Here is a 25,924-nt window from a genome sequence, read left to right as displayed (position 1 = left end):
CCTGTCGTGACCGATGCCCACCCAGCCCTGAAAACCCGCCTGCGCACCCTGCGCGACTACATCCGCTGGGCGGTGAGCCGTTTTCAGGCCGAAGAGCTGTTCTTCGGGCACGGCACCGACAATGCGTGGGACGAAGCCCGTCAGCTGGTGCTCGGCGCGCTGCACCTACCCTGGGAAATCGCCGACGGTTACCTGGACTGCCGCCTCGAGGACGACGAGCATCTGCATTTGCAGACCCTGTTCAAGCGCCGCATCGAAGATCGCGTGCCCACCGCCTATCTGCTGGGCGAAGCGTGGTTCTGCGGTTTGCCGTTCATCGTCGACGAGCGCGTGCTGGTGCCGCGTTCACCGATTGGTGAGCTGATCGAGCAGCGCTTCAGCCCCTGGCTGGCCGGCGAACCCGCGCGGATTCTCGATCTGTGCAGCGGCTCCGGGTGCATCGGTATCGCTTGCGCCTACGAATTCCTCGAAGCCGAAGTGGTGCTTGGTGATCTGTCCTTCGAGGCGCTGGAAGTGGCCAATCGCAATATCGAGCGTCATGGTCTCGAGGAGCGCGTCTATACCGTGCAAGGCGATGGCTTCGCCGGGCTGCCTGGGCAGCGCTTCGACCTGATCGTCTCCAACCCGCCGTATGTCGATGCCGAGGATTTCGCCGACATGCCGGCCGAATATCAGCACGAGCCGGAAATGGGCCTGGCCTGCGGCGACGATGGCCTGGACCTGGTGCGGCGGATGCTCGCCGAGGCTGCCGATCACCTGACCGAAAAAGGCTTGCTGATCGTCGAGGTGGGCAACAGCCAGGTGCACGTCGAAGCACTTTACCCGGAAGTGGATTTCGCCTGGCTGGACTTCGCCCGCGGCGGCCACGGCGTGTTCATGCTCTCGGCCGAGCAGTGCCGCGAGCACCAAGCGCTGTTTCGCGAACGCTGTTGAGGCGATGCTCTCGATCGGCCAGCTTGAAAAAAGTCGCCTGGCCGGACGCTGAATACTGGCCTTTGCGATTTCGTGGGAGGGGCTTTAGCCCCAAGCTCTTAACACCTAGCTGGCAAAATCGAGGCTAAAGCCTCTCCCACAAAGCCCTGCTCAGCGTCCACTTATGCCATTGCCGCGATCAAACAGCCAGGCGACAGGCTGCGGGCGGGCGCTACCCACAAGTCTGCTATCAGGCCTCACGCCCGCCGCGGCGCAGCAAATAACTGTCCATGATCCAGCCGTTGGCTTCGCGTGCTGCTGCGCGGGTCGTGGCGATCTGCTCGGCCACTTCCACCAGCTTGCCGGCGATCAGGATCTCGTCCGGCGTGCCGACGTAGGCGCCCCAGTAGATGTGCAGGTCTTCGTCGATTACCTGGCGATAGCTGTCCTGGGCGTCGAGCATCACCACCACGCTGTCCACGCCTTGGGGCCAGCCCTCGCGCAGTCGACGCCCAGTGGTGATCTGCACGGCGCGGCCGATTTGGTTGAGGGGAATGCGGTGGCGTGCGGTGAGGGCCTGCACGCTGGTAATGCCGGGGATCACTTCGTAGGCGAGGGGCCGGCCGCCAGCGATCACGCCATCGAGAATGCGGATGGTGCTGTCGTACAGCGACGGATCGCCCCAGACCAGAAAGGCGCCGGTTTCGCCCTCTTGCAGCTGGCCGAGCAACTGCTCGAACACCACCTGCTTGTCGCGGTTGAGGCTGTCGATGCTGGCGTCATAGTTTGACACGTCTCGCTCGCGCTCCGGGTTGGTGGCCTCCAGAACGCGGTACTGGCGGCCCGGCGCGATATAGCGATCGAGGATCAGGCGGCGCAGGGCGATCAGCTTGTCCTTGGCCTCGCCCTTATCGAGGATGAAGAACACGTCGGCGCGGTTGAGGGCCTTGATCGCCTGGGTGGTCAGATAGTCAGGGTCACCGGCGCCGATACCGATGATCAGGATGTCGTTCATGCTGCACGTCTCGTTCTTGCGATGGCGCGCAGCATATCAGTTCGTCATCACGACAGACCGTAGCCTGCTGCTGAGCGAAGCGATGCGCAGGGGCGGTGTCTCGGCAGGCTGCACATCCCTGACCTGGATATCGCTTCGCTCAACGCCAGACTACTGATGGTTAGCCAGCCGCCAGGCGCAGGACATTTTCCGCCTCTTCCTCCGGCTCGGCGACACCAGCCAGGAACTCATCGCCCCAACGGCGGATGTCGTTGTAGCTGACGATATCGAACAGCTCGCGCAGCCGAGCCCGGGCTTCGGCCTTGGGCATGTTCAGCGCCAGGTAGCAGGTTTGCGCCAGGTCGGCGGTGTCGTGAGGGTTGGTCAGCAGGGCGCCCTTGAGTTCGGCGGCGGCACCGGCGAATTCCGATAGCGCCAGCACGCCCTGGCCGTCGGTCAGCCCCTGAGTGGCGATGAATTCCTTGGCCACCAGGTTGAGGCCGTCGCGCAGCGGGGTGATCCACATCACGTCGGCCATGGCGTACCAGGCCACCACCTCGTCGAACGGGAAACTGCGGAAGAAGAACTGCACGGGCGTCCAGCCGACCCGTGCGAAGCGGCCGTTGATGCGCCCAACCGCCTGTTCGATCTGCGATTGCAGTTCGTCGTAGATGGTCATCTCGCGCGCTGCCGGTACGCAGATGCTGACCAGGGTGATCTTCTTGTGCAGCTCCGGATTGTCGGCCAGCAGGCGCTCGTAGGCCTGCAGCTTCTCCAGAATGCCCTTGGTGTAATCCAGGCGCTCGACCGACAGGATCAGCTTGATGCCGCTCAGCTCCTCGCGCAGGTTGGCCATCTGCTCGCGGGTCTTGTCCTGGGCCAGGGCGTTGCGCACCCGTTCGATATCCAGGCCGACCGGATGGGCGCCGAGCTTGACCACCCGGCTGCCGGTGTCCACCGCGGTGGTCATGCGCTCCAAACCAACGGCGCAACCATAGGTGACGAAGCGCGGCGCGCAGTTCTGCCGGCTGACGGTCTGCAGCGGCGTGACGCCACGAGCCACGTCGACGAAGTTCTCCACCTGGCGCGGGATATGAAAACCGATGTAGTCGCACTGCAGCAGGCTGCCGATGATCTGCCGGCGCCACGGCAGCACGTTGAACACGTCGGCCGAAGGGAAGTAGGTGTGGTGAAAGAAGGCGATGCGCAGGTCCGGGCGAAGCTCGCGCAGGTAGCCGGGCACCATCCACAGGTTGTAGTCGTGCAGCCACACCACGGCGCCTTCCGCGGCTTCCTTGGCGGTACGCTCGGCGAAGGCGCGGTTGACCTTGAGAAATACCTGCCAGTCGTCCTCGTCGAAGCGTGCCCGCTCCCAGAAGGTGTGCAGCGTCGGCCAGAAGGCTTCCTTGGAGAAGCGCTTGTAGAAGATGTCGACCTCCTGCTTGCTCAGCGCCACCCGGGCAGCGGTGAGCTTCGGGTAGCGCTCGGCATCCACGGTGGTGTGGGTTTCGAACGGCTCGTCGCCGCCTTCGTCGACGGCCCAGGCGACCCATGAACCCGGGCGAGAGTCGCCGAAGAAACTCATCAGGGTCGGGATGATGCCGTTGGGGGACGTGGGGCGACGGCGCTGCACCTTGCCGTCCGCGCCGCGGTGCTCCTCGTAGGGCAGACGGTGATAGACCATCACCAGCTCGGCGCGACCCGGCTTGGTGGCGGTGCGTTTTTCCGCGGCGATGCCGTGCTCGCCAAGAAAGCCGAAATGCACGAAGGCCTGCAGAATGCCGCCGCAGCCCGGACGGTCCGCCTGCAGGATCCACGACTGATGCTCGGTGGCCTTGATCAGGTTGGGCTCGGATTCGCCCACGCAAACGCCCTTGTAGGTGCCGTCGAGCATGTTCAGGTCATTCAGGGTGTCGCCGCAGGCCAGCACCTCGCCGTCATCGAGCCCCAGCCACTCGACCAGCGCCTTGAGGCTGGTGCCCTTGTTGACGCCCTTGGGCAGAAAGTCGAGGTAGCGATCCGCGGAATACAGCAGATCGCAACCTAGGGTTTCTGCGACCTGGGCCAGGGCTGGATCGGCGGCCTGTTCGGGCGTGCAGAAGTACGAGCAGCGGCGCGCCTGAGGCACGTCCTGGCGTTCCAGGCCGAAGCCCTCCAGTGCCTGGGCGACCTGGCTTTCGCCGGGCCAGCGGGCGTCGACCTGGCCCTGTAGCTGCTGGATCGGTTGCAGGCTGTCGCCATGCACGAAGGTGGCGCCGACGTCGGCGATGATGAAGTCCGGTTGCGGCAGGGTGGGGTCGGCGAGCAGCGGCAGTACCGCTTCGAGGCTGCGCCCGGTGACGTAGGCCAGCTGGATTTCCGGGTGCGCGGCGATGGTCTGGTAGAGGCTAAGGCGATCCTCGGGATCACCGGCGAGAAAGGTTCCATCGAGATCGGTAGCAAGTAGCATGGGCTGTCTCCCTGTCAAAACGCCGGCATCGACCGGCGAGCAAAACGGGCACCTTGGTGGCGCCTCTGTTATGTAGGCGTGCGTGTGCCTACGACGAAGTGGTGACGGGCTCCCGCTCGTCACCGGTGTGATCGTTGTCCGAATCGATGTCATCCGCAGACGGCGGGGCAGCGGGCATCAGCTCCAGCACGGTGTGGCTGGTGCGCAGCATCGGCACGAAGTGCGCCTGTTCACCGGCGACCAGGTCGCTGACATGACGCAGGCGATAGAAGGTGTAGGCCGCCAGCAAGCCCAGGGTGGTGGCGAAGTAAAGCGGCAATGCCGCCGCGCCGCTGTATTGCATGAGCAGGCCGGCGAGCAGCGGGCCACATACCGAGCCGATGCCGTTGACCATCAGCAGGCTGCTGGAGCCGGAAAGGATTTCGTCGCTGTGCAATTGGTCGATCAACTGCGCCACGGCGATGGGGTAGATGGCGAACGACAGCCCGCCGAACAGGAACATCAATCCCAGCAACGGGCGGCCAGCGGGCAGCAGGCTCATCACCAACGCGACGATGACCGCTGCGCTGACCACCCAGAACAGCACCCAGCGCCGGTCGTGGGTATCGGAGAAGCGCCCGATCGGCCATTGCAGCAGCGCGCCACCGAGAATGGTCGCGCTCATCATCAGGCCGACCCCGGCGGCGTCGAAGCCGTTGAGGCTGGCATACACCGGCGCCATCCCCCAGAACGCACCCAGTGCCAGGCCGGAAAGGCCGGCCGCGGCGATCGACAGCGGCGCGATGCCGACGATGGCGCGCAGGTTGGTGTGCAGGGTATCGGGCACGTTGGGTTGCGCCTGGCGGGTCAGGGTGATGGGCATCAGGGCCGCGCTGATCAGCATCGCCGCCAGGGCGAACAGCAGGAAGTCAGCCGGATCGGCCAGGTTCAGCAATTGCTGGGCGGCCGCCAGGGCGCCGAGGTTGACCGCCATGTACACGGCGAACATCTGCCCGCGCTTGTCGTTGGGAACCTGGGCGTTGAGCCAGCTCTCAATGACCATGTACAGGCTGACCAACGCCAGGCCGTAGAGCACCCGCAAGCCGAGCCAGACCCAGGGGTCGACGATCAGCACGTGGAGCAGGACGGTGATGGCGGCCAGGGCGGCGCAGAACGAGAAGGCACGGATATGCCCAACGCGACGCACCAGCGGAATCGCCAGCCAGGTGCCGATCAGGAAACCGACGAAATACCCGGACATGATCAGGCCGAGCATCCCGGTGGAGTAGCCTTCGGCGACGCCACGCAGAGTCAGTAGGGTGTTGAGCAGACCGTTGCCGAGGAGGAGTAACGCGACCCCACCCAGCAACGAGCTGATAGGGGCAATCAAGGACCACATGGCGAACAACCCTAGGGAACTATGCCGGTGATGGCAAGCAGGAAGCGCGCCAGTGATCTCTAAGGTTGTTTTCTATCTATATGATATTTAAGGTTTATTTTTACCGACGAACGGTCTTTCGATTTTTCGGAGCAGTGAAAGGCACCAGCTCGGTGCGTACGCGAGCGAATTTTTCCCGTTTACGGGGCGCCTCACTTGCGCCCATCGGCCACCTTTGCCAGCTCGTCGGTGCGTGCTGCCATGACGAAATCGTTGCGGTGCAGGCCCTTGATCGAATGGCTCCACCAGGTGACGGTGACCTTGCCCCATTCGGTGAGCAGCGACGGATGGTGGTTCTCGCCCTCGGCGATCTCGCCCACTGCATTGGTGAAGGCCAGCGCATGCTTGAAGGTGCGAAAAGAGTAGGCGCGTTCGAGCTGCATCACGCCGTCGCGAACCTCGATGTTCCAGTCCGGGATTTCCTTGATCAGCTGTGCCAGTTCGGCCTCGCTGACTTTGGGCGCATCGGCGCTGCAGGCTTCGCAGGTGGCTTTGGACAGTGCGGTCATGGGGTTTCCTCGAATTCACAGGTGGTAGATGAGCTTCTGGCGGCGGCGCCTCGCCCGGGCTTGGCTGGCGCAGAAGTGCCGACGCACAGCAGATCGTAAGCAGGTTATCAGGCCGCCTTGGGCGGAAATTTCGGTGCGTGCAGGCCCAGCGCCATGGCCTGGTGCACCAGGCTCATGATGTCCTGTTGCGCCAGGGCGAACAGCCGTTGCAGGTCCGGCAGCACGAAGTACAGCGGTTGCAGGATGTCGATGCGATAGGGGGTGCGCATCGCCTCCACGGGGTCGAACGGCTGATGCTCGGGCTCGTCGGATAGACAATACACCGCCTCCCTGGGCGAGGAGAGAATGCCGCCGCCGTAGATGCGTCGGCCGGCCGGGGTATCGACCAGGCCGAACTCGATGGTCATCCAGTACAGGCGTGCCAGGAATACCCGTTCCTGCGGGCTGGCGGCCAGCCCCAGGCGGCCATAGGTATGGGTGAACTCGGCGAACCAGGAGTTGGTCAGCAGCGGGCAGTGGCCGAAGATCTCGTGAAAGATGTCCGGCTCCTGCAGGTAGTCCAGATCAGCCTCGGTGCGGATGAAGGTGGCCACCGGAAACTGCTTGTTGGCGAGCAGCTCGAAGAAGCGCTGAAAGGGAATCAGCGCCGGCACCTGGGCGACCTGCCAGCCGGTGGCGGCCTGCAGCACGCGGTTGATGTCCGGCAATTGAGGAATCCGGTCATGGGGCAGGGCGAGCTTGTCGATGCCGTCCAGGTAATCCTGGCAGGCGCTGGGCTTGATCACCTTGAGTTGGCGCTCGATGAGCGTCTGCCAGGTGCGGTGCTCGACCTCGCTGTAGTCAATGAAGCCGTTCGCGTCAGGCTGCCTGGCAACGTACTGGCTGGCTTTCATCTTGGCGATCTCCCTGCACATCCGTTCTGATCGTGGCTGGCCTGAGCATGCCCCATGCACGCGCGCCTTGCGCGGCTGCGCGCGACCGACGAGTGAGGGCGGATGGCGGTTTTCGTAAAGAAAGCATTACGTCACGCGGGAAAGCCTGTTCCTGGCTCGGTGGCTTCCTCTAGACTGGCAAGAAGCCTTGACGAAAATAACAAGAGCGGCCGTCATGCGTATCAAGATCCATTGCCAGAACCGTGTGGGCATCCTGCGCGACATCCTCGAACTGCTGGTCGACTACGGCATCAACGTCGCCCGTGGTGAGGTCGGTGGCGAGCAGGGCAACGCCATCTACCTGCATTGCCCCAACCTGATCAACCTGCAATTCCAGGCCCTGCGCGCCAAGTTCGAGGCCATCACCGGCGTGTTCGGCGTCAAGCGCGTGGGGCTGATGCCCAGCGAGCGCAGGCACCTGGAACTCAATGCTCTGCTCGGCGCCCTGGAATTTCCGGTGCTGTCCATCGACATGGGCGGCAGCATCGTCGCCGCCAACCGGGCCGCGGCAGCGCTGCTCGGCGTGCGGGTGGACGAAGTGCCGGGCATCGCGCTGTCGCGCTACGTCGAGGATTTCGATTTGCCGGAGCTGGTGCGTGCCAATCGCTCGCGCATCAACGGGCTGCGGGTGAAAGTCTGCGGCGATGTGTTTCTCGCCGACATCGCGCCGTTGCAGAGCGAACACGACGACAGCGAAGCCATGGCCGGCGCGGTGTTGACCCTGCACCGTGCCGACCGCGTTGGCGAGCGAATCTATCAGGTGCGCAAGCAGGAGCTGCGCGGCTTCGACAGCATCTTCCAGAGCTCCAGGGTGATGGCCGCCGTGGTGCGCGAGGCGCGACGCATGGCGCCGCTGGACGCACCGCTGCTGATCGAAGGTGAAACCGGCACCGGCAAGGAGCTGCTGGCCCGGGCCTGCCACCTGGCCAGCCCCCGCGGCCAGTCGCCATTTATGGCCCTGAATTGCGCGGGCTTGCCGGAGTCGATGGCCGAGACCGAGCTGTTCGGCTACGGCCCTGGCGCCTTCGAGGGCGCCCGCGCCGAAGGCAAGCTGGGTCTGCTGGAGCTGACCGCAGGCGGCACGCTGTTTCTCGATGGCGTCGGCGAGATGAGTCCGCGCCTGCAGGCCAAGCTGCTGCGCTTTTTGCAGGATGGCTGCTTTCGGCGGGTCGGCAGTGACGAGGAGGTGTACCTGGATGTGCGGGTGACCTGCGCCACCCAGGTCGACCTTTCCGAGCTGTGCGCTCGCGGCGAATTCCGCGAAGACCTTTACCACCGTCTCAATGTATTGAGCCTGCACATCCCGCCGCTGCGTGAATGCCTGGATGGCCTGCAGCCCCTGGCCGAGCATTTTCTCGACCGCGCCAGCCGACAGATCGGCTGCCCGCTACCGGGCCTGGCGCCCGCCGCGCTGGACAAGCTCGGTCGTTACCATTGGCCGGGCAATGTCAGGCAGCTGGAGAACGTGCTGTTCCAGGCGGTGTCGCTGTGCGACGGCGCGGTGGTGAAGCCCGAGCACGTTCGCCTGCCGGGCTACGGCGCGGCGCAGCCGCTGGGCGACTTCTCGCTGGAAGGCGGGCTGGACGCCATCGTCGGGCGTTTCGAGAAAGCCGTGCTGGAACGCCTGCACGGCGAATTCCCGAGCAGCCGCCTGCTCGGCAAGCGTCTGGGCGTGTCCCACACCACCATCGCCAACAAGCTGCGCGAACATAGGGTGGGCAAGGAGTAGAAAGAAACGAGCCCGGGGGCCGGGCTCTTGTGGCGGGCTTCAGCGAGCGCTGACGGGCCGCGCACGGGGGCCGGGCAGAATGCCATTGACCGCGTTGCTGCTCAGCAGGCGCGAGCTGGTGATGCCGGCGATCTCATGGCCGCGATCGTTCAGGCTGTTCATCACCTGATTGACCAGGGCGGTGATCAGGATCCCCGCCAGGCCGCCGCCGCTGTTCTGCTGTTGCTCTGCCGTGCTGGCCCGGGCCACGCCTTTCCACAGTTCCTTGCCGGTTCGCAGGTCGACCAGAGTGGCGCTGGCGGCCACCGCCACCTCGCTGCTGATCACCTTGTAGCTGCTGCCGTACTCGGTCACGTCGATGTACAGCACGGTGTCGGCACCGAAGATCTCGTAGAGCTTCTGCGGCGGGACTTCGCGGATTTCCTCGGCGTTGGCCATGCCGTTCTGCTTGAAGGTCTCGTTGACCACCGCCACCGGCAGCACGTAATAGCCGGCTTCGCTCAGGGGTGCGGTGATCAGCGAATACAGGCTGTAGGTGGCCTTGATGTCCGGCGATTTGTTGACCGGCGGCAGCACCAGGATGGAGGCCGGGCTGCTTTCCTTGAAGGCGCTGTAGTCGTAGGGCTGCTGGGTGGCGCAACCGGCCAGCAGGGCGATGGCGGCCAGGGCCGCGAGGGTTCTGAGAGAGGTCAGTAGAGGCATGTCGGTCACTTGGCCATATTGCGCATCAGGAAGTCCATGTACTGCGCGGACTCGGGGAACAGGGCTTTCTCGGTTTCGAATTGCTGGCGCACCTGATCGGGCTTGCCGATCTCCGCGTAGAGCATGCCGAGGTGGGCGTGAAAGCCCGGCGGCAGGGTGCGGTCGGCGGCGCGGGCCTTCTGGGCGCTGGCTTCCAGCGCGGCGATCTGCTCCTCGGTGCCGGTGGTGTTCTCGAAGCGCTGGTAGACCTGCTGCTGGTAGCCCTCCCAGTAGTAGAGGGATTTGGGTTGCTGGGCGCAGCCGCCCAGTAGAGCGGTGGCCAGTACGGTGGTGAGCAGAAGTGCGGATTTCATGGTTCGCTCCTCGCTCACTTGACCGGGCGCCAGGCGCCGCTGTCGACGCCGCTGACCAGTTTGTTGACGGCCTCGCGAATCGCCAGGTCGAGGACCTTGCCGTTGAGGGTGGAGTCGTAGCTGGCGGTGCCGCCGAAGCCGATGATCTCGCGGTTCGACAGTGCGTATTCGCCGGCGCCCTGGCTGGAGTACACCACTTCGGAGGTGGCGACATCGACGATGTTGAGGTTCACCTTGGCGTAGGCGATCTGCTGTTTACCGCGGCCGAGGATGCCGAACAGCTGGTGGTCGCCGACTTCCTTGCGGCCGAACTCGGTCACGTCACCGGTGACCACGAAGTTGGCGCCCTTGATCTGCTGAGCCTGCTTGGAGAAGCCCGACTCCTGCTGCAGTTCGCTGAGGTTGTCGCGATCGAGCACGTTGAAGCGGTTGGACTGCTGCAGGTGGGTGATCAGGATGGTCTTGGCCTGCCCGCCAAGGCGGTCGACGCTGTCGCTGAAAATGCCGCGCAGGTAGCTGGAGCGGTTGTCGAACTTGCCGACGGCGATCGGGCTGCGCGGGCCGCTGTATTGGCTGGTGGCGGTGTTGACCTTGGCGACTTCCAGCGTGCGCGAGCTTTCGGTGGCGCAGCCGGCGAGCAGCACGAGCATGCCTGCGAGGCCAGCGGTAATCATCTTGTTCATACGAATCTCGTTTGCAGAGTGGGCAGGGCGAGCCTGTAACGGGCAGGAGTCAGCCGGGCACGTTCACGAGGTATGACGCATGGGATGGCTTCGCGCGGGCGGCGCGAAGCGCTTAGGTGAGTCTATCCATGACGCTGACCCTGGACGGGTGCGGGGTGCTTCCTGCGGCGACGATTCTAATGATCGACAAGGCGTTTTGCCAGCAATGCCGACCACAGGTGTGATCGGCTTCGCGTCGTGTCTGGCGTGATCAATCAGCCCGCCGTCGATTCCGGCAGCAACGTGGCGATCAACGCCCGCACGCTGCCCGGCAGGGCTTCGAGATCGCGTACCAGCATGCTGCGTTCGCGCACGGCCCAGGGCTCGTCGAGTTCGATGGTGTGCAGTTTCATGGTGCGACGGTGCCGGCTGGCGGCGGACTCGGGGATGATGCCGATGCCGACGTTGGCCTCTACCATGCGGCAGATGGCTTCGAAGCTGGACATCTGGATGCGCAGCGACAGGGTGCCGCCCAGGGTCTCGACATGCTCGCGCAAAAAGGTCAGCAGGGTGCTGCCGTCGTGCAGGCCGATGTGCTGGTACTGCAGCGTATCGCGCAGGCTGACGCGTTCGCGGCCGGCCAGCGGGTGGCCCTCCGGCACCACCAGCACCAGACGGTCGGTGCTGAAGTGCAGCACCTGCAGGCCGGCCGCTTCCACCGGGCCTGCGATGATGCCCAGATCGGCACCGCCGTCGAGCACGCCGCGGACGATATCGCGGCTCAGGCGTTCCTGCAGATCCACCGTCACGCCGGGGCGCTCGGCGAGGAAGCCAGCCAGTACCTCGGGGAGAAATTCGGTCACCGCCGTGGTGTTGGCGAAGATGCGGATATGCCCGGCCGAATCGCTGCCGTATTCGGTGAACTCGCTTTTCAGGTAATCGACCTGGCGCATGATCAGTCGCGCGTGCTGCAGCAGGCGCTGGCCGGCTGGCGTCAGCTCCACACCGCGGCTATCGCGATAGAGCAGGCGAGTATCCAGCTGGCCTTCCAGCGCCTTGATGCGCGCGCTGGCCGCCGCCGGCGACAGGGAGGCACGGCGTGCGCCCTGGGTCAGGCTCGGCGACTCGGCGATATGGATGAAGAGGCGCAAATCCGGCAGGTCGAAGTGCATGGCGGCTCTGGGGCAGGTTGGAAAATGGCGTTCAGCATAGCCGAACGCCGGCTTAAATAAATGCGGATTCTCGGAACGTTCATCGGATTGCATGCTGCCTGCACTCCAAGAACAAGCCGGGATCGACCATGAGTGACTCTGCCTTCGCAGCCTGGATCGGCCGCACCGAAGAAGCCCACGATCAACTGAGCCGCAACCTGGTCAAGCGCATCGCCGCGACCCTGGGCGAGGACACCCCCGCCCATGGCGAGGCGCTACCGCCGCTCTGGCATTGGGCATTCTTCCAGGAGCCCATCGCCGAGAGCGGCCTGGGCGGCGACGGGCACCCGGCACGCGGCGGCTTCCTGCCACCGGCGGACAACCGCAATCGCATGTGGGCCGGAGGGCGCGTCGAGTTCATCGCGCCCCTGCGGGTCGGCGGCGAGGCCACCCGGGTCTCGACCATCAAGCACATCGAAGAAAAGCACGGGCGCACCGGCGCGCTGCTGTTCGTCACCGTGCAGCACGATTACCTGCAGGACGGCGAACTGGCGATCCGCGAGGAACAGGACATCGTCTACCGCGAGCCGAGCCCACCCAAGGGCGGTGCCGGCGAAGCGCTGCCAGCCGGTGACTGGCGCGAAGGCGTGGTGCCGAGCCCGACGCTGCTGTTTCGCTATAGCGCGGTGACCTTCAACGGCCATCGCATCCATTACGACTGGCCCTACGTCACCGAAACCGAAGGTTACGCCGGCCTGGTGGTGCATGGTCCGCTGATCGCCACCCTCAACCTGCGCGCGTTCTGCCGAGCCCAGCCCCAGGCGCGGCTGCGCCGTTTCGCCTACCGCGGCCTTCGCCCGCTGGTTGCGCCCGAACCCTTCGAGGTGGCCGGGCGAGTCGATGAGCCGGGCAGGGCGCAGTTGTGGGCGGGTAATGCCGCGGGCATGGCCCAGCAGGCCGAAGTGGAATTCGAATGATCGAGCCGAGGGTGGATCACGTTTCACCGATCCGCCGCTATCGGCCGCGAAAATAACAAGAATCGAGGAACTGAGATGACCCCGCAGCAGAGCGAAGAACTGAATTTCATCCGCGAAGGCGTACGTGGCCTGTGCGCCGAATTCCCGGCCGAATACTGGCGCAAGATCGACGAGGAGAAGGGCTTTCCCGAGGCCTTCGTCAGTGCCATGACCGAAGCCGGCTGGCTATCGGCGATGATCCCGGAAGAATACGGCGGCTCCGGCCTGGGCCTGGCCGAGGCGTCGGTAATCCTCGAGGAAGTGAACCGCTGCGGCGGCAACTCCGGCACCATCCACGGGCAGATGTACAACATGTTCACCCTGCTGCGTAACGGCAGCGACGCGCAGAAAAGCTACTACCTGCCCAAGCTGGCCAGCGGCGAGCTGCGCCTGCAGTCCATGGGCGTGACCGAGCCCACTACCGGCACCGACACCACCAAGATCAAGACCACCGCCGTGCGCCAGGGCGACAAGTACGTGATCAACGGCCAGAAGGTGTGGATCTCGCGCATCCAGCACTCCGACCTGATGATCCTGCTGGCGCGCACCACGCCGCTGGCCGAGGTGAAGAAGAAATCCGAGGGCATGTCGATCTTCCTGGTCGACCTGCGCGAGGCCATCGGCCGCGGCCTGACCGTGCAGCCGATCGCCAACATGGTCAACCACGAAACCAACGAGCTGTTCTTCGACAACCTGGAAATTCCCGCCAGCAGCCTGATCGGCGAAGAGGGCAAGGGCTTTCGCTACATCCTCGATGGCCTCAACGCCGAGCGTACGCTGATCGCTGCCGAATGCATCGGCGATGGTCGCTGGTTCATCGAGAAGGCCAGTGCCTATGCCCGTGATCGCGTGGTGTTCGGCCGCCCGATCGGTCAGAACCAGGGCGTGCAATTTCCCATCGCCAAGGCCCACATCGAAGTGGAGGCCGCCGACCTGATGCGCTGGCGCGCTTGCGAGCAATACGACCGCGGCGAGAACGCCGGGGCCAGCGCCAACATGGCCAAGTACCTGGCGGCGGAAGCCTCCTGGGCGGCGGCCAACGCCTGCCTGCAGACCCACGGCGGCTTCGGCTTCGCCAACGAATACGACGTCGAGCGCAAGTTCCGCGAGACCCGCCTGTACCAGGTGGCGCCGATCTCCACCAACCTGATCATGTCCTACGTGGCCGAGCATCTGCTCAAACTGCCGCGCAGCTTTTGAGGAGCCTACTTATGAACTGCTGCGCGTCGGCCATGCCGCGTTGTAACCGGGCTGGATCGCCAGCCCGGTCGAATGCTCATTTACAACTCGTAAACTCGGGTGCGAGCCCAGTCCGTTCCTCGCCCGCTTACGCGGGGCCGCCATCGGTATTGCCTGGCTCTAGCTCGCGAGCTCATAAGCAGACTCCTGGGAGCGGCTTATGAGCACTAATACTCAACAGCTCGCCAAATTCCTCGCCGAGCTGCGTTACGGCGATCTGCCTGACTACGTACTGGATCGCACCGAAGACCTGTTCCTCGACTGGCTTGGCTCGGCCCTGGCCAGCGAAGGCGCGCGGCCGATTCCGCTGTTCGAAGCCTATGCGCAGAAGATGGGCCCGGCCGATGGCCCGGCGCGCATTCTGGTCAACGGGCGCGGCACCTCGGCGTACTTCGCCGCCCTGGTCAACGGTGCGTCGTCGCACCTGGTGGAGCAGGACGACCTGCACAACAGCTCGGTGCTGCACCCGGCCACCGTGGTCTTTCCGGCGGCCCTGGCGGCAGCGCAGGATCTCGGCAAATCCGGCCGCGAGCTGCTGCTGGCCTCGGTGGCCGGCTACGAGGCGGGCATCCGCATCGGCGAATTCCTTGGCCGCTCGCACTACCGCATCTTCCACACCACGGCGACGGTCGGCACCCTGGCCGCCGCCGTGGCCGTGGGCAAGTTGCTGAACTTCGACCAGAAGCAGTTCGTGCATCTGCTCGGCAATGCCGCCACCCAGGCCGCCGGGCTGTGGGAGTTCCTGCGCGACGCCGCCGACTCCAAGCAACTGCACACCGCCAAGGCCGCCGCCGATGGCCTGCTGGCCGCGTACTTCACCGCCCAGGGCCTGACCGGTGCGCAGAACATTCTCGAGGGCGAGCAGGGCATGGCCGCCGGCATGTCCAGTGATGCCAAGCCTGGCAAGCTGTCGGATCGCCTCGGCAGCCGCTGGGCGCTGGTCGAGACCTCATTCAAGTTCCACGCCTCCTGCCGGCATACCCATCCGGCCGCCGATGCGCTGCTCGATCTCATGCAGCGCGAAGGCCTGCGCCATGGCGATATCGCCAAGGTCATCACCCATGTGCATCAGGGCGCCATCGACGTGCTCGGGCGTGTGGTGGTGCCGCAGACCGTGCACCAGGCCAAGTTCTCCATGGGCACCGTGCTCGGCCTGATCGCCGTGCATGGCAAGGCGCAGCTCACCGAGTTCGCCAACTTGGCGCTGAGCGATGCGGACGTCGCCGCGTTTCGCGACAAGGTCAGCATGCGTCTCGACCCCGAAGTGGACGGCGCCTATCCGGCGCGCTGGCTGGGGCGCGTCGAGGTGGTCACCACCGATGGTCGCACCCTGCATGGCGCCATCGACGAGCCCAAGGGCGATCCGGGCAACACCCTCAGCCGCACCGAGCTGGAAGACAAGTTCCGCCGCCTGCTGGCCTTTGCCGGCAAACGTGGCAGCGATGAGGCGGGCGAGCTGATCGCCAGGGTCTGGCGCCTGCGCGAGACCGACGACCTGAGCAACCTGGCTTGACCGAGGACGCGCATATGAACAACGCACAACAACCCCGGCCACTGGACGGCATCACCGTGGTCAGCCTGGAACATGCCATCGCCGCGCCGTTCTGCACCCGCCAACTCGCCGACATGGGCGCTCGGGTGATCAAGGTCGAGCGGCCGGGCAGCGGCGACTTCGCCCGCGGCTACGACGAACGCGTCAACGGCCTGGCCTCCCACTTCGTATGGACCAACCGCTCCAAGGAAAGCCTGACCCTGGACCTCAAGCAGGGCGATGCCAGCGACGTGCTCGACAGCCTGCTGGCCAAGGCCGATGTGCTGGTGCAGAACCTTGCGCCGGGTGCGGCGGCACGCATGGGGCTGTCGTTCGACAAGTTGCATGCGCGATTCCCGAAGCTGATCGTCTGCGACATTTCCGGCTACGGTGAGGGCGGCAGCTACGAGAAGAAGAAGGCCTATGACCTGCTGATCCAGAGCGAGGGCGGCTTCCTGTCGGTGACCGGCGGCGCGGGTGACGACCAGCTGGCCAAGGCCGGTTGTTCCATCGCCGATATCGCCGCAGGCATGTATGCCTATAGCAATATCCTTTCGGCCCTGCTGCTGCGCGGCAAGACCGGGTTGGGCAGCCGCATCGACGTGAGCATGCTCGAGAGCCTGGTCGAGTGGATGGGTTATCCCCTGTATTACGCGTACGACGGTGCCACGCCGCCGCCGCGTGCCGGGGCCGCCCACTCGACCATCTATCCCTACGGCCCGTTCCCTGCCGGTGATGGCGGCACGGTGATGCTCGGCCTGCAGAACGAACGGGAGTGGCAGGCGTTCTGCGAGCGGGTGCTGTTGCAGCCCGAGCTGGCAGGCGACGAGCGTTTTTCAGCCAATTTCAAACGCTCGGCCAACCGCGAGGTGCTGCGCGGCATCATCGTCGAGACCTTCGCGGCGCTGAGTGCCGAGCAAGTCATCGAGCGGCTGGAACAGGCGCAGATCGCCAATGCCCACGTCAATGACATGGCCGGCGTCTGGGCCCATCCGCAGCTCAAGGCCCGCAACCGCTGGCGCCAGGTCGCCAGCCCTGCCGGCAGCTTGCCCGCGCTGCTGCCGCCGGGCAGCAACAGCGCCTTTGCCCCACGCATGGACCCCGTGCCAGCGCTCGGCGAGCACACCGACGCCTTGCTCGCCGAGCTGGGTTATGGCGAGGCGCAGATAGCAGGATTGAAGGTGAGCGGGGTGGTTTGAGGTTGGTCGGTTTTTGGTGAAGGCGGACGGTCGCGTAAATCGTAGGAGGGGCTTTAGCCCCGAGCTTTATTAGCGAGCAAAGAGCTCGGGGCTAAAGCCCCTCCTACAAAAAACGGCGGCGCCCGATTTCCTCTTCTGCCTTCCAACCGCCAGCTATCGCCCAGCAGCTCCCTTTGTTCATTCAAATTCACGTCAGGGATCAGCTTCAATGACCAGACAGATCATTCGTACCGCGCTCTTCGTTCCCGCCTCACGGCCCGAGCGCATCCCCAAGGCCCTCGCCAGCAGCGCCGACGTGGTCATCGTCGACCTCGAGGACGCGGTGCAGGAAAGCCTCAAGGTCGAAGCGCGGGACAACCTCGAGCGCTTTCTGGCGGGTAACCCGGAGGCGCGCCTGCTGGTGCGCATCAATTCCCCTGAACACCCCGGCCACGCCGCCGATATCGAGCTGTGCCAACGCCATGGCGGGGTGATCGGCGTGTTGCTGCCCAAGGTGGAAAGTGCCGCGCAAGTGGCTCGCGTCGGCGAGGCCGGCAAACCGGTCTGGCCGATCATCGAAAGCGCCCGTGGCCTGCACGAACTGCCGGCCATCGCCGCGGCACCAGGCGTCGAACGGTTGTCTTTCGGCGGCCTGGACCTGGGCCTCGACCTCGGCCTCAACAGCGGCACCGCGGCGGCCGAGCGCCTGCTCGATCAGGCCCGCTACGCAATCCTGCTGCACAGCCGCCTGGCCAATCTGGCGGCGCCGCTCGATAGCGTGTTCCCGGCGATTCAGGATCAGGCCGGCCTCCACCGCGCCAGCCGTGACGCCCGCGACATGGGCTTTGGCGGCCTGCTGTGCATCCACCCCAGCCAGGTCGCCGTGGTGCACCAGGCCCTGGCGCCCTCGGCACAGGAACTCGACTGGGCGCGCCGGGTGCTGCAGGCCGGTGAGGGCGGTGACGGTGTGTTCGTGGTCGATGGCCAGATGGTCGACGCGCCGGTGGTCGGGCGCGCCCGGCGCATCGTCGCGCGGGCCGGCGGCACGGGCTGATCCCTCGGACCGCGTTCGGTACTGCCGAACGCGGCTTTGCACAATCACGAATTCCGCGCCCCTGCGGCGCGTTGTAAACAGGCAATCAGCACGTTCACTACCTACTTACAAAAACAAGATGAGGTACACCCATGCTCAAGCTTTCCCTCAAGGCGCTGGTCTGCGCTGTCGCCGTCTCCGTAGCCGGGGGTGCGCACGCCGCCGACTCGGCGCCCATCAGCATCAAGTTCGCCCATGTGGTCGCCGAACACACGCCCAAGGGGCAGGGCGCGCTGATGTTCAAGAAGCTGGCCGAAGAGCGCCTGCCGGGACGGGTCAAGGTCGAGGTCTACCCGAACTCGTCGCTGTTCGGCGATGGCAAGGAGATGGAGGCGCTGCTGCTCGGTGACGTGCAGTTGCTGGCGCCGTCGTTGGCCAAGTTCGAGCATTACGCCAAGCCTATCCAGATCTTCGACCTGCCGTTCCTGTTCGACAACATGGAGGCGGTCGACCGCTTCCAGGCCAGTGAGCAGGGCAAGGCGCTGCTGGCCAGCATGGAAGGCAAGGGCATCACCGGCCTGGCCTACTGGCACAACGGCCTCAAGCAGCTTTCGTCGAACAAGGCGATGCACGAGCCCAAGGATGCTCGTGGCCTGAAGTTCCGGGTGCAGGCATCGGCGGTGCTCGACGAGCAGTTCAAGGTGCTGCGCGCCGCGCCGCGCAAGATGAGCTTCGCCGAGGTCTACCAGGGCCTGCAGACCGGTGTGGTCAACGGCACCGAGAACACCTGGTCGAACTACTTCAGCCAGAAGGTCCATGAGGTGCAGCCGTTCTTCACCGAATCCAACCACGGTTTGATCGATTACATGGTGATCACCAACACCAAGTTCTGGAACGGCCTGCCGGAAGACGTGCGCAGCGAGCTGGACAAGGTCATGGTCGAGGTCACCGCCGAGGTGAACCGCCAGGCCGACGACCTCAACAAGGAAGCCCGCTCAGCCATCGTCAAGGCTGGTACCAGCGAGATCATCGAGCTGACCCCGGAGCAGCGCGAGAAGTGGCGCGAAGCCATGCGCCCGGTCTGGAAGAAGTTCGAGGGCGAGATCGGCGCCGGCCTGATCAAGGCGGCCGAGGCGTCCAATCAGGCGCAGTGATGAAAGGTTGAATCGGTCGAAACACGGGCCGCTTCCCTCGGGAGGCGGCCTTTGTTTTGATGGGCATCGATTGAGAGCGAGGAGCGCCAATGAAGGTCAGCCAGGCTTTGCGTGAGCGTCGTAGTGTTCGCGCCTTTCTCGACCGGCCAGTGCCGCCGGCCTTGCTGCGCGAGCTGTTGGAACTGGCGGCGCGGGCGCCCTCCAGTGGCAACCTGCAGCCCTGGCGCATTCATATGCTGCAGGGCGATGCGCTGAAGCGTTTCGTCGCACATATCGCCGAGCGGCTGACGAGCGATCCGGAGCCCGATCCGGCGGATTATCAGGTTTACCCGCAGCCCCTGCAGGAGCCTTACCGCACCTCGCGATTCGAGGTGGGCGAGCAGATGTATGGGCTGTTGGGCATCGGCCGCGAAGACAAACCCGCACGCCTGGCCTGGTTCGCCCGCAACTTCCGTTTTTTCGAGGCGCCCTGTGCGTTGTTCTTCTCGGTCGACCGTTGCATGGGGCCAGGGCAGTGGGCCGATCTTGGCATGTACCAACAGAGTCTGATGCTGCTGCTCAAAGAGCACGGCCTGGACAGCTGCCCGCAGGCCTGCTGGGCGCGTTATCACCGCAGCGTCGAAGAGTTTCTGCAGCTCCCGGCCGAACGCATGCTGCACTGCGCCATTGCCGTGGGCTATTCCGACACCGAAGCGCCGGTCAATCGACTGGTCAGCGAACGGCTGCCGCTGGAAGCGTTCTGCACTTTTCTGGAGTGAGCAGGGAAGAGCGACCAGAACTGAAGTAACCCCGGGTGTCGCTTCGCTCGACGCCAGGTTACCGACCATAGTCGGGTTGAGCCTGCGAAACCCGGGAACGATCTCGCGCTCAACCCTCGGCTACATAAATCCCCTGAACCCGCCCCATACCCGAGAGTCAGTCTCCTACCGCTGATTATTTCAAAGTATGTCTGTCGTTAATGTCGAGTATTACAAAATGTAATTGGGCTGATCGCTGCCTGGGCAGTAACCTGCATGGCATTCACTGCCTGGGCAGGTAATTGCCGATGCCGCATTTCGACCGCGAACATTTTTCGCTGCAGCACTCACCCGGCCACCTGATCGCGCTGACCAATCAGCTCAAGGATCGCCTGCTGGAACGCCACCTGGTGGATCACGGCGTAACCGCCGCGCAATTCAAGGTGGTGCTGTTGATCAGCCAAAGTCGGGTCAGCACGCCCGCCGATCTGGTGAGGCTGCTCAGCCTCGACAGCGGGGCGATGACCCGCATGCTCGACCGCCTGGAGCAGAAAGGTCTGCTCACCCGCGAGCGCAGCCATGAAGACCGCCGCCAAGTTCGCCTCACGTTGACTGAAGTCGGCGAAGCCCTGGGCGTGCGAGTGCCGCAGATCGCCGCCGACGCCACCAACGAGCTGACCGGCTGCCTGACCCGCGCCGAACTCGACGAATTCCAACGCCTGATGAAAAAGATGCTGATGGCCGCCGACGCCTTGCCAGAGCTGCCAGGAGAATGATGAACACCATGCCGTTGCGTACGCCTTTATCCCTGCTTTTCAGCGCCTTGTTGCTGGCTGCCTGTGCCTCCCAGGACGGCCTGCACACCGAAGGCCACACCCTCGACGCCGCCAGCCTGCAAGGACATACCTTCACGGGCAACCTGTCGACGGCGGCTTGGCCGGCCAGCGACTGGTGGAACCGCCTGGGCGATCCACAGCTCAATGCGCTGATCGAAGAAGCCCTGCGCAGCAATCCGGACCTACAGGTCGCCGATGCCCGTGCGCGCCAGGCCAATGCCGCCGTGCTGGCCGCCGATGCGCAACGCCAGCCGACCTTGGATGCCAATGCCGGCGTCACCCGCTCGCGCCTGGCACGGGTCGACGACCCCAGCGGGCAGGGGCGGCGCTATAGCACCTTGCGTAGCCTGTCGCTGGAAGGTGGCTATCACTTCGACTTGTGGGGCGGTGATCGTGCCGCCTGGGAAGCGGCCCTGGGCCGTGCCCGTGCCGGCGAGGTGGACCAGCAGGGCGCGCGCCTGACCTTGGCCGCCGAAGTGACCCGCGCCTACAACGACCTCGGTCTGGCCTACGCCACCCGTGATCTGGCCGAGCAGGACCTCAAACGCAGCCGCGACATGCTCGATCTGGCGCGCAGTCGGGTCGATGCGGGCCTGGATAGCGAATACCAACTGCAGCAGACTCAGAGCCTGGAAGCCGCCGCCGAAGCCAGCCTGACCGCCGCCAATCAAACGGTCGACAGCGCGCGCATTCGTCTGGCAGTGATGCTTGGCCAGGGCCCGGATCGTGGGGACACGCTACCGCGTCCGCAGCTGATTGCCCCGGATGCCATGAGCCTGCCGGCCAACGTGCCCGCCGAACTGCTCGGCCGTCGCCCAGATCTGGTCGCCGCGCGCTGGCGCGTCGAAGCGGCCACCAAGGACATCGCCGCCAGCAAAGCCGACTTCTATCCCAACCTCAACCTGAGTGTGGCGGCCGGCAGCAAGTCACTGCTAGGGGACGCCGTTTTCGGTGGCGCTAGCCGTTTCTTCAATATTGGCCCGGCGCTTAGCCTGCCAATCTTCGACGGTGGCGCGCGCCGCGCCGCGCTGGCCGGGCGTAACGCCGACTACGACGTAGCCGTGGCCCAGTACAACCAGACCCTGGTCGGTGCGCTGGGCGATATCGCTGACGGCATCAACCGCATTCGCTCTCTGGAGCAGCAGATCGCCCAGCAGCAACGGGCCCGTGACATCGCCCGCAGCTCTTACGACATCGCCATGCAGCGCTACGCCGATGGCATCGGCAATTACCTCGACGCGCTGAGCGTCGAGCAACAGCTGCTGCAGAACGAACGACAACTGGCCAGCCTGCGTGCCGAGCGTATCGACGCCTCGGTGCTGCTGATGCAGGCCCTGGGCGGCGGCTTCGAAGCGCCTGCTCAATCATCCACTTCCGCACGCTGAGTACTCGCCATGACCGACTCTCAAGCCACCTCCGCCAACCCGAATTCGGGCAAGCGCAAACGTCTGTTGCTGGGCCTGGGCCTTATCGTTGTTCTGGTCAGCGCGGCCATCTTCGCCTACCACGAGCTGTACGGGCGCTTCTATGAAGAAACCGACGACGCCTACGTCGGTGGCAACCTGGTGCAGATCACCCCGCAGATCACCGGCACTGTCACCCGTATCGCCGTGGATGACGGTGACTATGTCGAAGCCGGCCAGCCCCTGGTCTGGCTCGACCCGGCCGATACTGAAGTGGCCCAGCAGAGCGCCGAGGCCAACCTGGCGCGTACCGTGCGCCAGGTGCGCGGGTTGTACAGCAACGTCGACAGCTACAAGGCCCAGGTGGCCTCTCGCAAGATCGACGTGCAGCGTGCCAAGGCCGACTACCAGCGCCGCGTGACGCTGGCTGGCAAGGGCGCGATCTCCCGTGAAGAGCTGGCCCATGCCCAGGACACCCTGAACAGCGCACAGAGCGCCCTGACCTCTGCCCAGCAGCAACTCGACACCAACCAGGCACTGGTCGACGACACCGTGATCGCCTCACACCCGGACGTGAAGAGCGCCGCCGCGCAGCTGCGTCAGGCGTTCCTCAACAACGCCCGCAGCACCCTAGTGGCGCCGGTCAGCGGCTACGTGGCGCGCCGTTCCGTGCAGCTGGGGGCACGCATCCAGCCCGGTACCGCGCTGATGGCCGTGGTACCCCTGCATGAGGTGTGGATCGACGCCAACTTCAAGGAAACCCAGCTGCGCGAGATGCGCATCGGCCAGCCGGTGACCGTCGAGGCCGACCTGTACGGCGATGACGTAACCTACCAGGGCCACGTGGAAAGCCTTGGCGTCGGTACCGGCAGCGCCTTCTCGCTGCTTCCGGCGCAGAACGCCAGCGGCAACTGGATCAAGATCGTGCAGCGCCTGCCGGTGCGCATCCGCCTGGAAGACGAGGCGCTGGACAAGCACCCGCTGCGCATCGGCCTGTCCACCACGGTGACCGTCGACCTGCATGACCAGAGCGGCGCCCAGCTGACCAACCAGATGCCCAAGGACGCGCGCTTCAGCACCGCGGTGTACGACGCCCCGCTGGGCCAGGCCGACGTGCTGATCGAGCGCATCATCCACGACAACGGCCCGCAGAGCGCCAACGCCACGCCGGCGAAGCAGGGCTGACATGAGCGACGCCAATTTCCGCCCGGCCAGCATGCTGCTGGCCACCATCGGCATCTCCCTGGCGACCTTCATGCAGGTGCTCGACACCACCATCGCCAACGTCGCCCTGCCGACCATCTCCGGCAACCTGGGTGTCAGTTCGGAGCAGGGCACCTGGGTGATCACCTCGTTCGCCGTATGCAACGCCATCGCCTTGCCGCTGACCGGCTGGCTGGCGCGGCGCTTCGGCGAGGTGAAACTGTTCCTCGCCGCGGTGGTGCTGTTCGTGATCACCTCGTTCCTGTGCGGCATCGCCCGCTCGATGCCTGAGCTGGTGGTGTTCCGTGCCCTGCAGGGGCTGGTCGCCGGGCCGCTGTACCCGATGGCGCAGACGTTGCTGCTGGCGATCTTTCCCAGCGCCAAACGGGGCATGGCCCTGGCGTTGCTGGCGATGGTCACGGTGGTGGCGCCGATCATCGGGCCGATCGCCGGTGGCTGGATCACCGACAGCTACAGCTGGCCGTGGATCTTCTTCATCAACGTACCGATCGGCATTCTCGCCACCCTGGTGGTCTGGGCGCAGATGCGCAACCGCCCGGAAACCACCGAGCACCAGCCCATCGACTACGTCGGGCTGATGCTGCTGGTGCTCGGCGTCGGCGTGCTGCAGGTGGTGCTCGACAAGGGCAACGACCTGGACTGGTTCGAGTCGACCTTCATCCAGATCGGCACCGCGATTTCGGTGGTGTCGCTGATCGCGCTGGTGATCTGGGAGCTGACCGACAAGCACCCGATCATTAACCTGCGCCTGTTCATGTACCGCAACTTCACCTTCGGTACCCTGGCCCTGGTGCTCGGCTACTCGGGCTTCTTCGGCATCAACCTGCTGCTGCCCCAATGGCTGCAGACCCAGCTGGGCTACACGCCGATCTGGGCCGGGCTGGCAGCGGCACCGATCGGCATCCTGCCGCTGTTCCTGTCGCCACTGGTGGGCAAGTACGCCCACAAGTTCGACCTGCGCCTGCTGGCCGGCGGCTCGTTCTTGGTGATCGGCGCCTCGTGCTTCATGCGCGCCTCGTTCAACACCGAGGTGGATTATCGGCACATCGCCGAGGTGCAGGTGTTCATGGGCCTGGGGATCGCGCTGTTCTTCATGCCGACCACCAGCATCCTGCTCTCCAGCCTGCCACCCAAGGACATCGCCGACGGCTCGGGCCTGGCCACCTTCCTGCGCGTGCTGGGCGGCAGCTTCGCCTCGTCGCTGACCACCTGGATCTGGCACCGCCGGGAGATCTACCATCACGCCCAGCTGACCGAGCACGTCACGGCTTATGACCCGGCCACCCACCAGTACCTGGAACAGCTCGGCGGCGCCTCGCAATCGGCCTACCTGCAGATCGACCGGGTGGTGGAAAGCCAGGCCTACATGCTCTCCACGGTGGACTACTTCACCCTGATGGGCTGGCTGTTCTTCGGCCTGATCCTGATCATCTACCTGGCCAAACCACCGTTCTCGGCCAAGGGCGCGGCGGAGTCGGGTGGCGGGCATTGAGCCTCGGGCTTGCTGACGCTTTGCCGAGGACTGTTAAACCGTGGGTCGGTCAGCGCCCCACAGTGGTTTCCTTACTCCTTATCCTCCAGCCACTCCCTGGGCACATCGCGTTTCAGCGCCAGCTGGCACTGCTGGCTTTCCGGATCGAACACGATTACGGCTTCGCCTTTGTCCAGCGCGCGCCGCACGCGTTCGACGCGGGTTTGCAGCGGTGTGTCATCACCATTGTCTGTGCCGTCGCGGGTCACGAAATCTTCGATCAGGCGGGTGAGGGTATCTGCCTCGAGCAGATTGGCGGGGATCAGCAAGGTTTTCTCCTGAGGCGCAGCGTGGCTTTTAACCAACGGATGCATGAGGTTCGTTGGACGGTGCTCACTGGTATTTGATCACGTTGGTGCGCGGCCGCTCAGCAACATTGCGAGCGAATCGCCATGCCCGCTAACAATGCTGTTCAGTCAAAGACTTAGGTTCATGTGCCGGAAACGACGACAATTGATTCACGACGTCAACCACATTTTCGAAGTTGATGGTTTTTTAGGCTGTTCAAAAGCTGATCAGCGTGCTACAACCTTTTCCATCGAGTGACATAGCCGCTTGAAAACGAAGGGAAAAGTATGACCAAGTCGGAGTTGATCGAAAGAATTGTCACCCATCAAGGGCAGCTTTCAAACAAAGATGTCGAGCTGGCCATCAAGACCATGCTGGAACAGATGTCCCAGGCGCTGGCCACCGGTGACCGCATCGAGATCCGCGGCTTTGGCAGCTTTTCTCTCCACTATCGCGCGCCGCGGGTCGGTCGTAACCCCAAGACCGGGCAGTCGGTACGCCTGGATGGCAAGTTCGTTCCGCACTTCAAACCGGGCAAGGAATTGCGTGATCGGGTGAACGACGAGGAGGAGTGATTCTCCTGGCTTGTGCTGACATCCGCGTCAGTTGCCTTTTGATCACTCAATGGCACGCGAGTGGTAGTAGCTCGCAGTCCTCAGCCTGCAACGGGCTGCGGTGAAGTTTCCACTTCTTCCTTCAAGTAATTCTTTTGAGCCCGCAAGGCTTCTTTGTCCCTCCGTAAGAGATGTCGCCAAAGCATCTATCCTCGGGTTCCTGTTGTGGGGCCAGGCGGGTGCGCGCAGTCCATGCCCGCGATTTGCCGAATGACACTCCGCTCACGAGCCTGGCCAGTAGCTTGAGTCAGCCGCTGTAGCCTGGGTTGAGCGAAGCGATACCCGGGGGATCAGGCCCAGATTTAACAAAACACTCTATGCCTTGGCTCT

At 64.6% G+C, this 25,924-nt stretch carries 24 protein-coding genes; 14 read left to right on the top strand and 10 right to left on the bottom strand.

All coding sequences use genetic code 11. The annotated features are described in order from the left end of the window. Positions 1 to 6: 6 nt before the first annotated feature. Entirely contained in the window at positions 7 to 933 is a 927-nt protein-coding gene (gene prmB, locus BM279_RS04335; protein WP_425272662.1) for a 50S ribosomal protein L3 N(5)-glutamine methyltransferase, read from the top strand. Positions 934 to 1,162: 229 nt separating this feature from the next. On the opposite strand, the gene cobF is transcribed toward prmB, so the two are convergent. The 5 genes from cobF to phhA form a co-directional block, all read right to left on the bottom strand. Further along, entirely contained in the window at positions 1,163 to 1,927 is a 765-nt protein-coding gene (gene cobF, locus BM279_RS04330; protein WP_093501329.1) for a precorrin-6A synthase (deacetylating), read from the bottom strand. Positions 1,928 to 2,087: 160 nt separating this feature from the next. Then, the gene (ggpS, locus tag BM279_RS04325; RefSeq protein WP_093501327.1) at positions 2,088 to 4,355 is read right to left on the bottom strand and encodes a glucosylglycerol-phosphate synthase; all 2,268 of its coding nucleotides are present in this window, start codon (positions 4,353 to 4,355) and stop codon (positions 2,088 to 2,090) included. Between the two features lie 88 nt (positions 4,356 to 4,443). After that, positions 4,444 to 5,733: an MFS transporter gene (locus BM279_RS04320; RefSeq protein ID WP_093501325.1), complete on the bottom strand. Its 1,290-nt coding sequence runs from the start codon at positions 5,731 to 5,733 to the stop codon at positions 4,444 to 4,446. Between the two features lie 191 nt (positions 5,734 to 5,924). Next, positions 5,925 to 6,281, bottom strand: a complete 357-nt coding sequence (locus BM279_RS04315; protein ID WP_093501323.1) for a 4a-hydroxytetrahydrobiopterin dehydratase — start codon at positions 6,279 to 6,281, stop codon at positions 5,925 to 5,927. Between the two features lie 107 nt (positions 6,282 to 6,388). After that, on the bottom strand, positions 6,389 to 7,195 hold the full coding sequence (gene phhA, locus BM279_RS04310; protein ID WP_256662745.1) for a phenylalanine 4-monooxygenase: 807 nt from the start codon (positions 7,193 to 7,195) through the stop codon (positions 6,389 to 6,391). A 193-nt stretch (positions 7,196 to 7,388) separates the two neighbouring features. Between phhA and BM279_RS04305 the strand changes: the two genes are divergently transcribed. Continuing rightward, positions 7,389 to 8,942: a sigma-54-dependent transcriptional regulator gene (locus BM279_RS04305; protein WP_093501321.1), complete on the top strand. Its 1,554-nt coding sequence runs from the start codon at positions 7,389 to 7,391 to the stop codon at positions 8,940 to 8,942. Positions 8,943 to 8,981: 39 nt separating this feature from the next. On the opposite strand, the gene BM279_RS04300 is transcribed toward BM279_RS04305, so the two are convergent. The 4 genes from BM279_RS04300 to BM279_RS04285 all read right to left on the bottom strand — a co-directional run bounded on the left by BM279_RS04300 (position 8,982) and on the right by BM279_RS04285 (position 11,831). After that, a complete protein-coding gene (locus BM279_RS04300) occupies positions 8,982 to 9,644 on the bottom strand; it encodes a DUF799 domain-containing protein (protein ID WP_093502488.1) in 663 nt (220 codons plus the stop codon). 5 nt (positions 9,645 to 9,649) lie between these two features. Beyond that, positions 9,650 to 9,997, bottom strand: a complete 348-nt coding sequence (locus BM279_RS04295) for a DUF4810 domain-containing protein (protein ID WP_093501319.1) — start codon at positions 9,995 to 9,997, stop codon at positions 9,650 to 9,652. A gap of 14 nt (positions 9,998 to 10,011) precedes the next feature. Next, positions 10,012 to 10,680: a CsgG/HfaB family protein gene (locus BM279_RS04290; RefSeq protein ID WP_013791755.1), complete on the bottom strand. Its 669-nt coding sequence runs from the start codon at positions 10,678 to 10,680 to the stop codon at positions 10,012 to 10,014. A gap of 254 nt (positions 10,681 to 10,934) precedes the next feature. Then, positions 10,935 to 11,831 carry a LysR substrate-binding domain-containing protein gene (locus BM279_RS04285; RefSeq protein WP_093501318.1) on the bottom strand — a complete coding sequence of 299 codons (897 nt, stop codon included), beginning with the start codon at positions 11,829 to 11,831 and terminating at the stop codon, positions 10,935 to 10,937. A gap of 128 nt (positions 11,832 to 11,959) precedes the next feature. Between BM279_RS04285 and BM279_RS04280 the strand changes: the two genes are divergently transcribed. From BM279_RS04280 to BM279_RS04230, 11 genes are all read left to right on the top strand, one after another. After that, complete coding sequence (locus BM279_RS04280) at positions 11,960 to 12,787, top strand: HTD2 family dehydratase (protein WP_093501316.1); 828 nt, start codon at positions 11,960 to 11,962, stop codon at positions 12,785 to 12,787. Between the two features lie 75 nt (positions 12,788 to 12,862). Further along, complete coding sequence (locus BM279_RS04275) at positions 12,863 to 14,026, top strand: acyl-CoA dehydrogenase family protein (RefSeq protein ID WP_093501312.1); 1,164 nt, start codon at positions 12,863 to 12,865, stop codon at positions 14,024 to 14,026. Positions 14,027 to 14,225: 199 nt separating this feature from the next. Next, positions 14,226 to 15,578 (top strand): MmgE/PrpD family protein, encoded by a 1,353-nt coding sequence (locus BM279_RS04270; protein ID WP_093501310.1) that lies wholly within the window; start codon positions 14,226 to 14,228, stop codon positions 15,576 to 15,578. 14 nt (positions 15,579 to 15,592) lie between these two features. Beyond that, on the top strand, positions 15,593 to 16,795 hold the full coding sequence (locus BM279_RS04265) for a CaiB/BaiF CoA transferase family protein (RefSeq protein ID WP_093501307.1): 1,203 nt from the start codon (positions 15,593 to 15,595) through the stop codon (positions 16,793 to 16,795). A gap of 208 nt (positions 16,796 to 17,003) precedes the next feature. Beyond that, entirely contained in the window at positions 17,004 to 17,828 is an 825-nt protein-coding gene (locus BM279_RS04260) for an HpcH/HpaI aldolase/citrate lyase family protein (RefSeq protein ID WP_093501304.1), read from the top strand. Between the two features lie 131 nt (positions 17,829 to 17,959). Continuing rightward, positions 17,960 to 18,961 carry a TRAP transporter substrate-binding protein gene (locus tag BM279_RS04255; RefSeq protein WP_093501302.1) on the top strand — a complete coding sequence of 334 codons (1,002 nt, stop codon included), beginning with the start codon at positions 17,960 to 17,962 and terminating at the stop codon, positions 18,959 to 18,961. 89 nt (positions 18,962 to 19,050) lie between these two features. Beyond that, positions 19,051 to 19,719 (top strand): nitroreductase, encoded by a 669-nt coding sequence (locus tag BM279_RS04250; protein WP_093501300.1) that lies wholly within the window; start codon positions 19,051 to 19,053, stop codon positions 19,717 to 19,719. A gap of 287 nt (positions 19,720 to 20,006) precedes the next feature. Next, complete coding sequence (locus tag BM279_RS04245; RefSeq protein ID WP_093501298.1) at positions 20,007 to 20,474, top strand: MarR family winged helix-turn-helix transcriptional regulator; 468 nt, start codon at positions 20,007 to 20,009, stop codon at positions 20,472 to 20,474. Then, positions 20,474 to 21,919, top strand: coding sequence for an efflux transporter outer membrane subunit (locus tag BM279_RS04240; RefSeq protein WP_208604525.1), 1,446 nt, complete (start codon positions 20,474 to 20,476; stop codon positions 21,917 to 21,919). Before BM279_RS04245 ends, BM279_RS04240 begins: the two co-directional genes overlap by 1 nt. Before the next feature lie 9 nt (positions 21,920 to 21,928). Then, the gene (locus BM279_RS04235; RefSeq protein ID WP_093501296.1) at positions 21,929 to 23,122 is read left to right on the top strand and encodes an HlyD/EmrA/EmrK family protein; all 1,194 of its coding nucleotides are present in this window, start codon (positions 21,929 to 21,931) and stop codon (positions 23,120 to 23,122) included. A 1-nt stretch (position 23,123) separates the two neighbouring features. Then, positions 23,124 to 24,653, top strand: coding sequence for a DHA2 family efflux MFS transporter permease subunit (locus BM279_RS04230; protein WP_093501294.1), 1,530 nt, complete (start codon positions 23,124 to 23,126; stop codon positions 24,651 to 24,653). Positions 24,654 to 24,724: 71 nt separating this feature from the next. On the opposite strand, the gene BM279_RS04225 is transcribed toward BM279_RS04230, so the two are convergent. Beyond that, positions 24,725 to 24,961 (bottom strand): YheU family protein, encoded by a 237-nt coding sequence (locus tag BM279_RS04225; protein ID WP_093501293.1) that lies wholly within the window; start codon positions 24,959 to 24,961, stop codon positions 24,725 to 24,727. A gap of 306 nt (positions 24,962 to 25,267) precedes the next feature. On the opposite strand from BM279_RS04225, the gene ihfB reads away from it, so the two are divergent. Then, complete coding sequence (gene ihfB / locus BM279_RS04220) at positions 25,268 to 25,555, top strand: integration host factor subunit beta (RefSeq protein ID WP_013791075.1); 288 nt, start codon at positions 25,268 to 25,270, stop codon at positions 25,553 to 25,555. The last annotated feature ends 369 nt before the right edge of the window (positions 25,556 to 25,924 follow it).

The organism is Phytopseudomonas straminea, from assembly GCF_900112645.1.
In the GTDB taxonomy this organism is placed as follows: domain Bacteria; phylum Pseudomonadota; class Gammaproteobacteria; order Pseudomonadales; family Pseudomonadaceae; genus Aquipseudomonas; species Aquipseudomonas straminea.
The sequence above is the reverse complement of the archived record's forward strand: the minus strand, read 5'-3'. Positions and strand labels throughout refer to the sequence as shown.